Consider the following 12786-nt stretch of genomic DNA (forward strand, 5'->3'; position numbering starts at 1 on the left):
CGGCCTGCACGGCGTCGCGCGAAGCCGCCTCGATCGCCGCGCGCGACTGCGCCGGCGACAACGAGCGCCCGCTGCGCGCGCCTTCGGACCACTTGACGACGGTGCAGGCCACGCCCGGCAGCAGCGCCGCCGCCTCGGCCGCCATCACGTCGCAGCCGCTCGCCATCAGCACCGGCACGCCGAACTCGCCAGCCAGCGCCGCATAGAGGCCGATCTCGCCAAGCTCCAACCCGCCGAGCCACACGCGCGCGAACGCGAAGCTGCTCGTGGTGTGGGCCAGCACGCCGCGGCTCTTCGCGCGCGAATGCCAGCCGATCATCAGCACGCCGTCCACCCCTTGGTCGACGCCGGCCATCATCCCGAGCTGCCGCGGCTTGCCCTGGATCAGCTGCGCCCGCGGGTCGATCTCGTCGGCCAGCAGGTTGCCGAAATGGCCGTGCGAATCGTTGACCAGCACCGTGCCGGCACCGCCCGCAAAAGCACCGCGCACCGCGGCATCGGCCTCCTGCGTCATCCAGCGCCGGGCGCGCTCGTAGTCGCCGTTGCCGGCCTGCGTCTGCTCGGGCCGCCACACGCCGGCCACGCCTTCGATGTCCACGGCCACCAGGATCGTCGGGGTCTTCATCATTGCTCTCTCATGCATTCATCATCAGCGCCTGCCAGTCAGGCGCGACATCGGTCAGCGCATGGCGCGTGCGGCCGTCGCGGCCGGTGACCGTGGTGGCCGCGAACAGCGCATGCACGATCGCCTGCTCGGTGGCTTCGGCCGCGGCCTGGAACACGCCGTCGAGCGCGGCCTCGTGCAGCATCGCGACAGCCGGCATCGGCTCGTCCGCGAGCTGCGGCACGCGCCATGCGGTGCTGAACGCAAGCGCGATGTCGCCGCTGCCGTGTCCGTAGTCGGAACCGGTGCGCGCGAGCCCCGCCGCGGCGCGCCGCGCGACGCGGCCCAGCTGCCTTGCATCGAGAGGCGCATCCGTGGCCAGCAGCACGACGATCGAGCCGCGCTCCGGTCCGGCCTCAGCTTGCAAGCGCGCCTGCAACGCCGCCCCGATGCGCCGCCCGGCGATCGTCAGCGCCTCGGGCCGGCCCTGGTTCGCGAGCACCAGCGCACCCACGGTCAGCTCGCGCCCCTGCCACGCGACACGGCGCGACGCACTGCCGATGCCACCCTTCAGCCCATGGCACGACATGCCACGCCCCGCGCCGACGCTGCCCTGCGCGAAGTTGCCTTGCCCTGCCTCGCGCGCCGCAGCCAGCGCCTGCGCCACGTGCGACTCCTGCAGCGCCATCACGTGCGCATCGTTCAGCCAGCCGTCGTTGCATTCGAAGACCAGCGGGTTCAGCGTCGGCAGGCTGCGCGCCAGCTCGGGGTTGTGCGCCAGCCCATCGCGCACCAGCGCCGTCGCCGCGGTGCCCACCGCCAGCGTGCTGACCAGCGCGATCGGCGATTCGAGGGTGCCCAGCTCCTGCACCTGCATCAGCCCGGCGCTCTTGCCGAAGCCGTTGATCACCGCAAGCCCGGCCGGCAGCTTGTGCAGGAAGAGGTTGCCCGGCTGCGGCAGCAGCACGGTGGCGCCGGTCTGCGTGGCGCCGTCGGCCAGCGTGCAATGGCCGAGCGCGACGCCGGGCACATCGGTGATCGCATCGAGCGCCCCGGCGGGCAGCAGGCCCACGCGCGGTGCGCCGAGCGAGCTCAACACCATCAGAACTTGTCCAGCTTCGGATCCAGCGCGTCGCGCAGGCCGTCGCCCAGCAGGTTGAACGCCAGCACGGTGACGAAGATCGCGAGGCTCGGGAACAGCGCGACGTGCGGCGCGTTCAGCATGTCGGCACGCGCTTCGTTCAGCATCGCGCCCCACTCCGGCGTCGGCGGCTGCGCGCCCAGGCCGAGGAACGACAGGCTCGCCGCGGTGATGATCGAGGTGCCGATGCGCATCGTCAGGTACACGACCACCGAGGCCACGGTGCCAGGCAGCAGGTGGCGCAGCATGATCACCCGGTCCGACGCGCCGATCGAGCGCACCGCCTCGATGTAGGTCTGGTGCTTCAGCGACAGCACGTTGCCGCGCACCAGCCGCGCGAAGGCCGGCACGCTGAACACCGCGACCGCCACGATCACGTTGACCATGCCATTGCCGAGGATCGCGACGATGCCGATCGCCAGCAGGATGCCGGGAAACGCGAACAGCACGTCGGCCATGCGCATCACGATGCGGTCCCACCAGCCCTGGTAGTAGCCGGCCAGCAGCCCGAGCAGCGTGCCGATCACCGCGCCCACCGCCACCGAGACGAAGCCGGCCGCCAGCGAGATGCGCGCGCCCATCAGGATGCGGCTGAAGATGTCGCGCCCGAGCGAATCGACGCCGAACCAGTGCTTCGCCGACGGCGGGGAATTGAGCGCGTCGTAGTCGAAGAAGTTCTCGGCGTCGAAGGGCACGATCCACGGCGCGAGCGCCGCCACCAGCACCAGCAGCAGCACGAAAGCACCGGCCACCAGCGCGACCTTCTGGCGCTTGAACTTGCGCCAGAACTCGGAGGCCGGCGTGCGCACCGCACCGGCAGAGACGGGGGGCGCAGAGACGGGGGTGGGTGTGTTCACTGGAATCGGATGGTCGGGTTGATCACGGCGTACAGCACGTCGACCAGCAGGTTGATCAGGATGAACTCGAGCGAGAACAGCAGCACCAGCCCCTGGATCAGCGGGTAGTCGCGCATCTCAACCGCGTCGACCAGCAGCCGGCCCATGCCGGGCCAGTTGAAGACGACCTCGACGACGATCGAGCCGCCCAGCAGGAAACCGAACTGCAGCCCCATCATCGTGACGACCGGGATCAGCGCGTTGCGCAAGCCGTGCTTGAACACCACCGGCAGCTCGCCCAGGCCCTTGGCGCGCGCGGTGCGCACGTAGTCTTCCTTCAGGATGTCGATGAACGAGCTGCGCGTGAAGCGCGCCATCACCGCGGCCACGCCGGCGCCGAGCGTCAGCGACGGCAGGATGTAGTGGCGCCAGCTGTCGGCGCCGACCGTCGGCAGCCAGCCGAGCTGCACCGAGAACAGCTGCATCAGCACCATGCCGAGCGCGAACGGCGGGAACGAGATGCCCGAGATCGCGAGCGTCATGCCCACCCGGTCGGGCCAGCGGTTGCGCCACACGGCCGAGGCCACGCCCAGCACCAGCCCGAGCAGCACCGACCAGCCCATCGCCGCGAGGGTCAGGAAAAAGGTCGGCGCGAAGCGCTCGGCGATCTCGGTGGACACCGGCCGCTTGCTGCGCATCGACAGCCCGAAGTCGCCCTGCAGCGCATGGCTGAAGAAGCGCACGAACTGCTGCTGCAGCGGCAGGTCGAGGCCCAGGTCGCGCCGCACCAGCTCGACCGTCTCGGGGCCGGCATCGACGCCCGCCGCCATCCGCGCCGGGTCGCCCGGCAGCAGGTGCACGAACGCGAACACCAGCACCGCGACGATCAAGAGCGTCGGCAACAGCCCCAGCAAGCGCTTGATGAGATAGACAAGCATTCAAGTAGCCCGGATGCCAATCCGGGAATCAGCGGTACGAATCACTTCAGTTCGACATCGTCGAAGTTGAAGCTGCCGTCGGGAATGACATAGAACCCGGCGAGGTTGCGCGCCCGCACCGACACCAGCCGCTCGGTCACCAGGAACGCCCACGGTGCGTCCTTCCAGATCTCCTTCTGCGCTTCGGTGTAGAGCTTCGCCTTCTCGGCCTTGTCGGTCGTCACCAGCGACTTCGCGATCGCGTTGTCGACCACCGCGTTCTTGTAGTACGCGGTGTTGAACAGCTTCGGCGGGAACGAATCGGACGACAGCAGCGGGCGCATCGCCCAGTCGGCCTCGCCGGTCGACGACGACCAGCCGACGTAGTAGATGCGCACCGGCGCGGTCGCCGGGTCCTGCGCGCTCTCGACACGCTCGACGCGCTGGCCGGCCTCGAGTGCCTGCACCTGCAGCTTGATCCCCACCTGGGCCAGCTGCTGCTGCACGAACTGGATCACCTTCTGCGCCGTCGTGTGGTTGTAGGCCGACCACAGCGTGGTCTCGAAGCCGTTCGGGTAACCCGCCTCCTTCAGCAGCTCGCGCGCCTTGGCCGGGTTGTAGGGCCACGGGCCCAGCTTGGCGGCGTACTCCACGCCCTGCGGCAGCACGCCCTCGGCGGGGATCGCGAAGCCCGAGAAGGCCACCTTGACCAGCGCCTCCTTGTTGATCGCGTAGTTGATCGCCTCGCGCACCTTCGGGTTGTCGAACGGCTTCTGCTGCGTGTTGAACGACAGGTAGCGCTGGATGATCGACGGCGCGATCGTCACCTCCAGGCTCGGCTTCTTCTGCAAGGTCTCGACCGCTTCCGGCGGCACCGGGAACGCGAAGTGCGCCTCGTTGGTCTGCATCACCGCGGCACGGGTGTTGTTGTCGACCACCGGCCGCCAGGTGATGCTGTCGACCTTCGGGAAGCCCTTCTTCCAGTAGCCGTCGAACTTCTCGACCTTCAGGTAGTCGGTGGCCTTCCACTCGACGAACTTGAACGGGCCGGTGCCCACCGGGTGTTGCGCGATGCCCTTGCTGCCGTACTGCGCCAGCGCCGCCGGCGAGATGATCACGCCCGACGGGTGCGCCAGCGTGTTGATGAAGGGCGAGAACGGCTCCTTCAACGTGAAGCGCACCGTGGTGGCGTCGAGCGCCTCGGTCTTCACGATGTTCTTGTACAGGTTGTAGCGCTTGAGCTTGTTGTCGGGGTTGGTCACGCGGTCGAAGGTGACCTTCACCGCGTCGGCGTTGAACGGCGTGCCGTCATGGAACTTGATGCCGCTCTTCAGCTTGACGGTGTAGACCAGGCCGTCCTTGCTGGCGGTGTAGCTGTCGGCCAGCACCGGCACCATCTTCATGTCCTTGTCGAAGCCGTACAGGCCCTGGTAGAACGACTTGGCCACCGCCTGCGACAGCGTGTCGTTGGCGTCGTACGGGTCGGTGGTGGTGAAGGTGGAGTAGACCGCGACGGTGATGTCCTTCGCGGCCTGGACGGCCAGCGCGGTGCCGGCCAGTGCCAGCGCGGCGGCGATTCGGGAGAGCTGTTGTCGGTTCATCGATGGACTCCTGGCTTGAAGGAACGGAACAAGAAAAATCAGAAGGCGGCGCCGACCGGGTGTCGCGCCACGAAATGAGCGGGCCCGACCTGCTGCAGCGGGGCGACGGTCGGCAGATCGCCAACGGCGCGCACCGGACTCGCGATCTCGTCCGACAGCAGCTCGCGCGGGCGGCGCCGCATCGGGTCGGCCACCGGCACCGCGGCCATCAGGCGCCGGGTGTAGGCATGCTGCGGATTCTCGAACACCGCGCGGCGCGGGCCGATCTCGACGATCTGCCCGAGGTACATCACCGCGACGCGGTGGCTGATGCGCTCCACCACCGCCATGTCGTGCGAGATGAACAAATAGGCCATGCCGAACTCCTGCTGCAGGTCGAGCATCAGGTTGACGATCTGCGCGCGGATCGAGACATCGAGCGCCGACACCGCCTCGTCGGCGATCACCACCTTCGGGTTCAGCGCCAGCGCGCGCGCGATCGCGATGCGCTGGCGCTGGCCGCCGGAGAACTCGTGCGGGTAGCGGTTGGCCGCCTCGGCCGGCAGGCCCACCTTCTCGAGCAGCCAGCGCACGCGCTCTTCGGCCTGCTTCTGCGGCATCAGCTTGTGGATCAGCAACGGCTCGATCACGCTGTAGCCGACGGTCAGGCGCGGGTCGAGCGAGGCGTACGGGTCCTGGAACACGAACTGGATGTCGCGGCGCAGCGCCTGCAAGGCCGCGCCTTCGAGCGGCGCGATGTCGCGCCCCGCCACCTCGACGCGGCCGGCCAGCGGTGCGATCAGCCGCGCGAGCGAGCGGCCGGTGGTCGACTTGCCGCAGCCCGATTCGCCGACCAGGGCCAGCGTCTCGCCGGCCTTCAGCTCGAAGCTGATCTGCTCGACCGCATGCACCTGGCGCTTCACACGGCCAAGGATGCCGCTGCGCAGCGGGAAGCGGGTCACGAGGCCCTGCACCGACAGCACCGGCGGCAGGTCGGCGCGCACGCTGTCGGGCATCGTCACCTGGTGCGTCGCCGCGACCACCTCATCGCCCGGCAATGCAAAGCGCGCCGGCAGGTCCTGCCCATGCATCGCGCCGAGCTGCGGCACCGCTGCCAGCAGCGCCTTGGTGTACGGCTGCTGCGGCTGCGCGAACAGCGCGCGGCAGTCGCCGTCTTCGATCTTGTCGCCGCGGCGCATCACCAGCACGCGGTCGGCGATCTCGGCGACCACGCCCATGTCGTGGGTGATGAAGATCACGCCCATCGACAGCTCGTGCTGCAGCTGCTGGATCAGCGCGAGGATCTGCGCCTGGATCGTCACGTCGAGCGCGGTGGTCGGCTCGTCGGCGATCAGCAGCGTCGGCCGGCAGGCCAGCGCCATCGCGATCATCACGCGCTGGCGCATGCCGCCCGACAGCTGGTGCGGGTGCCGCCCCAGCACCTCGCGCGCCTCCGGGATGCGCACCAGGTCGAACAGGCGCAGCGCCTCGGCCATCGCCTCGCGCTGCGTGCGGCCCTGGTGCAGGCGGATCGATTCGGCCACCTGCTGGCCGACGGTGAACACCGGGTTCAGCGAGGTCATCGGCTCCTGGAAGACCATCGCGAGGTCGGCGCCGCGCAGCGAACGCATGCGGCGCGCATCGGCCTGCGCCAGGTCGACGCGCTCGCCGTCGCGGCGCGTCAGCCACATCTCGCCACTGTCGATGCGGCCGCCGCCATGCTCGACCAGCCGCATCAGCGCCAGCGACGACACCGACTTGCCCGAGCCGGATTCGCCGACGATCGCGAGCGTCTCGCCGGCGTCGACATGGAAATCGAGCGCGCGCACCGCCTGCAGCCGCCCGCCTTCGACGGCGAAGCTGACGCTCAGGTTGCGCACGTCGAGCACGCGGCGCGGTGGGGTGCTGGTCATTGTTCGGGGCCGGCTTCGTCGGCGTAGATGGCAGACACCGGTGCTTCGCCGACGCGTGCCCAGCCGCGGTACATGCCTTCGGTGTTGAACGGCAACGCGACGTTGCCGCGCGCGTCGACCGCGATCAGCCCGCCGCGGCCACCGAGCGGCGGCAGCTTGTCCATCACGACGCGCTTCGCTGCGAAGCGCAGTGGCAGCCCGACGTACTCGACCAGCGCCGACACGTCGTAGGCCGCGAGCCCGCGCATGAAGGCCTCGCCGACGCCGGTGCACGACACCGCGACGGTGCGGTCGTTGGCATAGCAGCCGGCACCGATCAGCGGCGAATCGCCGACGCGGCCGGGGCGCTTGTTCGTCATGCCGCCGGTGGAGGTGGCGGCCGCCAGGTGGCCGTGCGCATCGAGCGCGACCGCGCCGACGGTGCCGAACTTGTCGCGCTCGTCGAGCGGCGCGGGGACCGTGGGAGCCAGCTGGCTCGCGCCATCGTGATCGAGCGCGGTGCTGTCGGTGGCCTGCATCGCGTGCAGTTGCGCCAGCCGCTCCGGCGTGTCGAACCACTCGGGCGCGACCGTCTCGCAGCCGCGCTCGGCCGCGAAGCGCTCGGCGCCGTCGCCGATCAGCAGCACCGGGCCGCCGGCTTCCCCGGCCTCCATCACCGCGCGCGCCGCGAGGATCGGGTTGCGCAGCGTGCGCACCCCGGCCACCGCACCGGCCGCGAGGTCGCTGCCGCGCATGACGCAGGCATCGAGCTCGTGGCGGGCGTCGGCCGTGTAGACCGCGCCGCGGCCGGCGTTGAACAGCGGGCATTCCTCGAGCTGGCGCACCGCTTCGGTGACGACGTCGATCGCGGCTGCACCGTCGGCGAGCAAGGCCTGTGCGCTGCGCAGGATCTCGTCGAGCGCGGCGCGGTAGCGCGCTTGCTGTTCGACCGAGATCGACGCGCGCGACAAGGTGCCGGCACCGCCATGGATCGCGATCACCGCCGGCGTCGTGGAAAAACTCATCGCGCGCTCCCCGGGGTGACCTGCAGCCACGGCAGCACGCCGCGGGCCATTTCTTCGGCGCGCTGCACGGCGCCTTCGGTGCGGTGCGCGAGGGCCGCCACCAACGCTTCCAGCAGCGCGAGCACGGTGGCGTTCGAGGTCGGCGCGACCTGGCGGCTGACATGCGCATAGAGCGTCACGTCGGCCAGCGGCACCAGCGGCGACGATGGCTCGTCGGTCAGCGCCAGCACCTTGACGCCGCGCTCGCGCGCCAGCCGCGTCAGCGCGACGGTATCTTCGACGTAGCGCGGAAAGGCCAGCGCGATCAGCAGGTCGCGCGGCCCGCGCTTGACCAGCTGGCGCGCCGCATGCGAGGGCCCGCCCGCCTGCGCGAGGCTGCCGACGCGCGAGCACAGCGGCTCGAGCTCGTGCTGCAGCACGCCGGCCAGGTAGGCACTGCTGCCCCAGCCGAGCGTCAGCACCTGGTCGGCCTCGGCGATCAGCGAGACGGCCTGCTCGCAAGGCTGGTGCTGCAAGGCCTGCAGCGTGTGTTCGAGGTTCGCCACCGTCTCGCGCAGCGAGGCCGCCATCGCCTGCTGCGGGCCGGTGACGTGCTTCAGGTTGCTGCGCAGGCTCTCGACCGGCGCGAGGATGGCCTCGAAGCCGCGCGCCAGCTCGGCGCGGAACTGCGGGTAGCCGGCGAAGTTCAGCGCGCGGGCAAAGCGGTTGGCGGTGGCGATCGACACCGCAACCTCGCCGGCGAATTCATCGATGTTGAGCGTGGCCGCCCTGAAAGGGTGCGCGAGCACCGCCTGGCCCATGCGCTGCATCGCGGCGGGCATCGCCGGAATGCCGGCTGCCACCTGCTGCAGCACCGGCAGGCTGGCGAAGCGGCCTGTCCAGGCGGTGGAACGGGCAGTGGGAGACGTCACGGTCATGAAAACTGGGTTTCAGAAAACTTCGCGGACTGTAAAGCAACTTACAGGCCCGGCGGCTGAGGTCCACGAACTGCCGCCGGTCCTACACGGTGCGGCGACCGCGTCCGACTTGGCCGGCCACTGCGGGCGCCGATGATAAGCATCCCATCCAGGAGAACGACCATGAAGAAACTCATATCCATCCTCGCCCTGTTGTTCGCGGCCGGCACCGCCTTCGCGCAAGCCGGCACCGCCGTCAAGGAAGGCGCCAAGGCGACCGCCGAGACCGCCAAGCAAGGCACCGAGAACGTCAAGGGCGCCGTGACCGACGAGCCGTCGAGCACCGTGCACAAGACCAAGGCGAAGGTGCACAAGGCCAAGGCCAAGAGCCATGCCAAGAAGGCCAAGGCCGCGGCCAAGGAAACGGTTCAATAAGAAGAGTTCAGTGAGCCTCGGCTGCGTCGCGCAACAGCGGCGCGGCGGGCTCGATGCCGACGTGCCACCACGCCGGCAACAGGCCGCGCACCTGCGGCTTGCCGAAGCGGTCGTCGATCAGGATCACCACGCCTTCGTCGCTGGTGGTCCGGATCACGCGGCCCGCGGCCTGCACGACCTTCTGCAGCCCGGGGTAGAGGTACGCGTAGTCGTAGCCCGCCCCGAAGCGCTGCTCCATCCGCTCGCGCACGCATTCGTTCACCGGGTTGACCTGCGGCAGCCCGAGCGTCGCGACGAAGGCCCCGATCAGGCGCCGGCCCGGCAGGTCGATGCCCTCGGCGAACGCACCGCCCAGCACCGCGAAGCCGATGCCCTGCCCGTGCTCGGTGAAACGCGCCAGGAACTGCTGGCGTGAGGCCTCGTCCATTGCGCGCGATTGCGACCACTGCGGCACGCCGGGGTGCGTGGCCTTCAGCAGTTCGGACACCTGCTGCAGGTAGTCGAAGCTGCTGAAGAACGCCATGTAGTTGCCGGGTGCGCGCTCGTACTGCCGCGCGATCAGCTCGACGATGGGCGCAAGCGACTGAGCCCGCTGCTGCCAGCGCGTCGAGATGTGGCGCGCGATGCGCACCGACAACTGCCGCGCCTCGAACGGCGACTCCACATCGATCCATGCGGTGCGCTCGGGCAAGCCCAGCGTGTCTTCGTGGAAGCCCTGCGGCGTCAGCGTGGCCGAGAACAGCGTCGTCGTGTGCGCCGCCGCGAAACGCCCGCGCAGGTGCGGCGCCGGGATCAGGTTGCGCAGGCACAGCGTCGAGCGCACGCGGCTGCCGCGGCGTTCGGTGATGCTCACATCGACCTGCGAGTTCTCATCCAGCAGCTCCAGCACGCGCATCACGTGCAGCGCATCGAAGTAGAAGCGCAGCAGCGGCGTGTCGTTCGGCGACTGGCCGTCGGCGAAGTGCTCGCCCAGCGCCGCGATCGCGTTCTGCAGCGCGTCGCGCCAGGCCGCGGGCGGCTTCTCGTGCACCGCGAAATCGGTCGGCTGCGTCGCGTCCTGCGCCTTGTTCAGTGCGCTCCAGGCGCGGTGCAGGCGATCGAGCGCCGGCTTCACCGCGGGCGGCGCGGTGCTGCGCAGCGCGGCCACGTCGGCCTGCTGCAGCTCGGCCGAATACATCTTGCGGCCACGTTCGAGCAGGTTGTGCGCCTCGTCGACCAGCACGCCGACCCGCCATTCGTTCGCGAGCGTCATGCCGTGCAGCATCGCGCCGAGGTCGAACCAGTAGTTGTAGTCGCCGACCACCACGTCGGCCCAGCGCACCAGTTCCTGGCTCAGGTAGTAGGGGCAGACCTGGTGGGCCAGCGCCACCTCGCGCAGGCGGGCCTGGTCGAGAGGAGGTCCGTCGACGGCGAGCGCCGCGCTGCGGGCCGCCGGCAGCCGGTCGTAGAAGCCGCGCGCCAGCGGGCACGAGTCGCCGTGGCAGGCCTTGTCGGGGTGCTCGCAGGCCTTGTCGCGCGCGACCAGCTCCAGCACGCGCAGTGGTGGTGCGTCGGCCCGGCCCGAGATCAACCGCAGCGCCTCCAGCGCGAGGCCGCGGCCGGGCGTCTTGGCCGCGAGGTAGAACAGCTTGTCGAGGCGCTGCGTCGGGCAGGCCTTCAGCAACGGGAACAGCGTGCCGACCGTCTTGCCGATGCCGGTGGGCGCCTGCGCGAGCAAGCAGCGGCCGGTGCTGGCAGCGCGGTACACCGCCTCGGCCAGCGGGCGCTGGCCGGCGCGGAACTCGGTGTGCGGGAAGCGCAGGCCCTGCAACGCCGCATCGCGGGCACCGCGGTGCGCGAGTTCCTGGTCGGCCCAGGCCACGAAGCGCTCACACTGCTGCTCGAAGAACTGCTGCAGCTCGGTCGCGCTGCAGGCTTCGCTGAACACCGTTTCCTGCTGCGTGCCGACGTCGTAGTAGACGAGCGCGACGCGCAGCGTGGGCAGCTCGAACTTCTGGCACAGCAGCGCGCCGTAGATCTTCGCCTGCGCCCAGTGCAGGTGGCGGTGGTTGGCCGGCTGGCGCGCGAGGTCGCCGCGGTGCGTCTTGATCTCTTCGACGAGGCCCTGGTCGGGGTCGTAGCCGTCGGCGCGGCCGCGCACCCGCAGCGCGCCATGCGTGCCGCTCAGGCTGACCTCGGCCTGGTAGCGCCCGCCCCGGCGCGACGCCACCATCGCATGCCCGGCGATGCCTTCCTGCGCCGACGGGCCGGGCGTGAAGCGCAGGTCGAGGTCGCCCTGCTTGGCCGTGAACTCGCACAGCTCGCGCACGGCGATGGTGTAGGTGGGGGTGGGTGTGCAGCCGACGCTCATGTTCTCAGCGCGAGAGTGTCGCAGGCCTCGTCTTGTAGGGTGGGCGGGTCGTTGGATCGGTGCGCAGGATCGCGGTCGCCTGCTGCACGTGCGGCAGCGCGCGCACGAAGGTTTCGATGCGGGCGGCTTCGGCCTCGTCACGCGCGCAGCCTTCGATGTAGACCACGCGGCCCTGCACGGTGACCCACAGCGTCGTGTCGGGGAACGGGTTGCGCTCGCGCACGGCGGCCTGGATCGCCGACGCGATGTCGGCGTCGTAGGCATAGGCGTTCGGGCGGTCGCATTCCTTCGCGAGCCAGCAGGTCGTGCCTTTCTCGAGCCGGCGGTGCGCTTGCACGCGGCGGTCGGCCTCGTCGGTGAACGGGCCGGCCGGCAGCGGGCAGTCGGGCAGCGCGGCAGTGATCGGGAAGAACGGGTCGTTGAACCAGTTCTGCTGTGCGTCGACCGGCTGGGCGGGGCTGCCGGAGGCGAACAGGAGGGCGGCCATGCCGATCAGGATGCGGTCCATCCCGCGATCGTAGGCCTTGTTGCCCGTATGCTGCCGCCTTGCGCATCGCGCGATGGAGGCGTCCCCGGTGGCCCAGCGCCTGTTCCTTCGACTCGACGAGGATCCCGTCCAGGGCCCGGAATCGGGCACGCCCGCGGCCAGCCTGCGCACGCTGCCGCTGCCCGCCGCGCTGCGGCCCTTCGTCGCGCAGATGCTGCTGTACCGCGAGACCTTCTCGCCCGGCCACGAGGTTGTCGAACGCGTGATCCCCGACGGCGCGGTGCGCCTCGTCGTGCACTGGGGCGATGCGCCGGCCGCGGGCCCGGATGCTCGGCGCACCCTGCTCGCGATCGGCCCGTCGACGACGCCGGCCGTGCTGCGCTTGTCGGGCCGCATGGCCGGGCTCGCGATCACGCTGCGCCACGGTGCGGCGGCTGCGCTGCTCGGGGTGCCGGTCGGCGAGATCGCCGGGCTCGCGCTGCCGTTGCAGGCCCTGTGGCCGCGCGGCGATGCCGAGGCCTTGTCTTCGCTGGCCGACCTGGAAGACGACGCCAGCCGCGTGCGGGTCGTGCAGCAGGCGCTGCTGCAGCGGCTGCGCCATGCGCCCATCGCCGAGCCACGGC

The 12786-nt window shown here is 70.3% G+C and carries 12 protein-coding genes; 2 read left to right on the top strand and 10 right to left on the bottom strand.

What is annotated here, in order from left to right:
• From ACXJLU_RS30615 to ACXJLU_RS30650, 8 genes are all read right to left on the bottom strand, one after another.
• Positions 1-625: M55 family metallopeptidase (locus ACXJLU_RS30615; protein ID WP_457337541.1), on the bottom strand; the 625-nt coding region annotated here is incomplete at its 3' end.
• 10 nt (positions 626-635) lie between these two features.
• Positions 636-1706, bottom strand: a complete 1071-nt coding sequence (locus ACXJLU_RS30620) for a P1 family peptidase (protein WP_457337542.1) — start codon at positions 1704-1706, stop codon at positions 636-638.
• Entirely contained in the window at positions 1706-2602 is an 897-nt protein-coding gene (gsiD, locus tag ACXJLU_RS30625) for a glutathione ABC transporter permease GsiD (RefSeq protein WP_457337543.1), read from the bottom strand. Before gsiD ends, ACXJLU_RS30620 begins: the two co-directional genes overlap by 1 nt.
• Positions 2599-3519: a glutathione ABC transporter permease GsiC gene (gsiC, locus tag ACXJLU_RS30630; RefSeq protein WP_457337544.1), complete on the bottom strand. Its 921-nt coding sequence runs from the start codon at positions 3517-3519 to the stop codon at positions 2599-2601. The genes gsiD and gsiC overlap by 4 nt, the downstream gene beginning before the upstream one ends.
• Before the next feature lie 41 nt (positions 3520-3560).
• Positions 3561-5099 carry a glutathione ABC transporter substrate-binding protein GsiB gene (gene gsiB / locus ACXJLU_RS30635; RefSeq protein WP_457337545.1) on the bottom strand — a complete coding sequence of 513 codons (1539 nt, stop codon included), beginning with the start codon at positions 5097-5099 and terminating at the stop codon, positions 3561-3563.
• A 38-nt stretch (positions 5100-5137) separates the two neighbouring features.
• Positions 5138-6991 carry a dipeptide ABC transporter ATP-binding protein gene (locus ACXJLU_RS30640; RefSeq protein WP_457337546.1) on the bottom strand — a complete coding sequence of 618 codons (1854 nt, stop codon included), beginning with the start codon at positions 6989-6991 and terminating at the stop codon, positions 5138-5140.
• Positions 6988-7995 (bottom strand): isoaspartyl peptidase/L-asparaginase family protein, encoded by a 1008-nt coding sequence (locus ACXJLU_RS30645; RefSeq protein WP_457337547.1) that lies wholly within the window; start codon positions 7993-7995, stop codon positions 6988-6990. Before ACXJLU_RS30645 ends, ACXJLU_RS30640 begins: the two co-directional genes overlap by 4 nt.
• Complete coding sequence (locus ACXJLU_RS30650) at positions 7992-8912, bottom strand: MurR/RpiR family transcriptional regulator (RefSeq protein ID WP_457337548.1); 921 nt, start codon at positions 8910-8912, stop codon at positions 7992-7994. The genes ACXJLU_RS30645 and ACXJLU_RS30650 overlap by 4 nt, the downstream gene beginning before the upstream one ends.
• A gap of 162 nt (positions 8913-9074) precedes the next feature.
• Here ACXJLU_RS30650 and ACXJLU_RS30655 point away from each other — a divergent pair, with 162 nt between their 5' ends.
• Positions 9075-9326 carry a hypothetical protein gene (locus ACXJLU_RS30655; protein ID WP_047511645.1) on the top strand — a complete coding sequence of 84 codons (252 nt, stop codon included), beginning with the start codon at positions 9075-9077 and terminating at the stop codon, positions 9324-9326.
• A gap of 7 nt (positions 9327-9333) precedes the next feature.
• Here the strand turns inward: ACXJLU_RS30655 and ACXJLU_RS30660 are convergent, their stop codons facing one another.
• On the bottom strand, positions 9334-11676 hold the full coding sequence (locus ACXJLU_RS30660) for an ATP-dependent DNA helicase (RefSeq protein ID WP_457337549.1): 2343 nt from the start codon (positions 11674-11676) through the stop codon (positions 9334-9336).
• A gap of 4 nt (positions 11677-11680) precedes the next feature.
• Positions 11681-12184: a BON domain-containing protein gene (locus tag ACXJLU_RS30665; protein WP_457337550.1), complete on the bottom strand. Its 504-nt coding sequence runs from the start codon at positions 12182-12184 to the stop codon at positions 11681-11683.
• A gap of 52 nt (positions 12185-12236) precedes the next feature.
• Between ACXJLU_RS30665 and ACXJLU_RS30670 the strand changes: the two genes are divergently transcribed.
• Positions 12237-12786, top strand: a 550-nt coding sequence (locus ACXJLU_RS30670) for a DUF6597 domain-containing transcriptional factor (RefSeq protein WP_457337551.1), incomplete at its 3' end; no start/stop codon positions are given.

The organism is Rhizobacter sp. P5_C2 (assembly GCF_054049715.1).

Coding starts and splice junctions, on each gene's coding strand:
- ACXJLU_RS30645 (WP_457337547.1), bottom strand. CDS start 7,995: ATGAGTTTTTCCACGACGCCGGCGGTGATCGCGATCCATGGCGGTGCC.
- ACXJLU_RS30620 (WP_457337542.1), bottom strand. CDS start 1,706: ATGGTGTTGAGCTCGCTCGGCGCACCGCGCGTGGGCCTGCTGCCCGCC.
- ACXJLU_RS30650 (WP_457337548.1), bottom strand. CDS start 8,912: ATGACCGTGACGTCTCCCACTGCCCGTTCCACCGCCTGGACAGGCCGC.
- gsiC (WP_457337544.1), bottom strand. CDS start 3,519: ATGCTTGTCTATCTCATCAAGCGCTTGCTGGGGCTGTTGCCGACGCTC.
- ACXJLU_RS30655 (WP_047511645.1), top strand. CDS start 9,075: ATGAAGAAACTCATATCCATCCTCGCCCTGTTGTTCGCGGCCGGCACC.
- ACXJLU_RS30665 (WP_457337550.1), bottom strand. CDS start 12,184: ATGGACCGCATCCTGATCGGCATGGCCGCCCTCCTGTTCGCCTCCGGC.
- ACXJLU_RS30660 (WP_457337549.1), bottom strand. CDS start 11,676: ATGAGCGTCGGCTGCACACCCACCCCCACCTACACCATCGCCGTGCGC.
- ACXJLU_RS30640 (WP_457337546.1), bottom strand. CDS start 6,991: ATGACCAGCACCCCACCGCGCCGCGTGCTCGACGTGCGCAACCTGAGC.
- gsiB (WP_457337545.1), bottom strand. CDS start 5,099: ATGAACCGACAACAGCTCTCCCGAATCGCCGCCGCGCTGGCACTGGCC.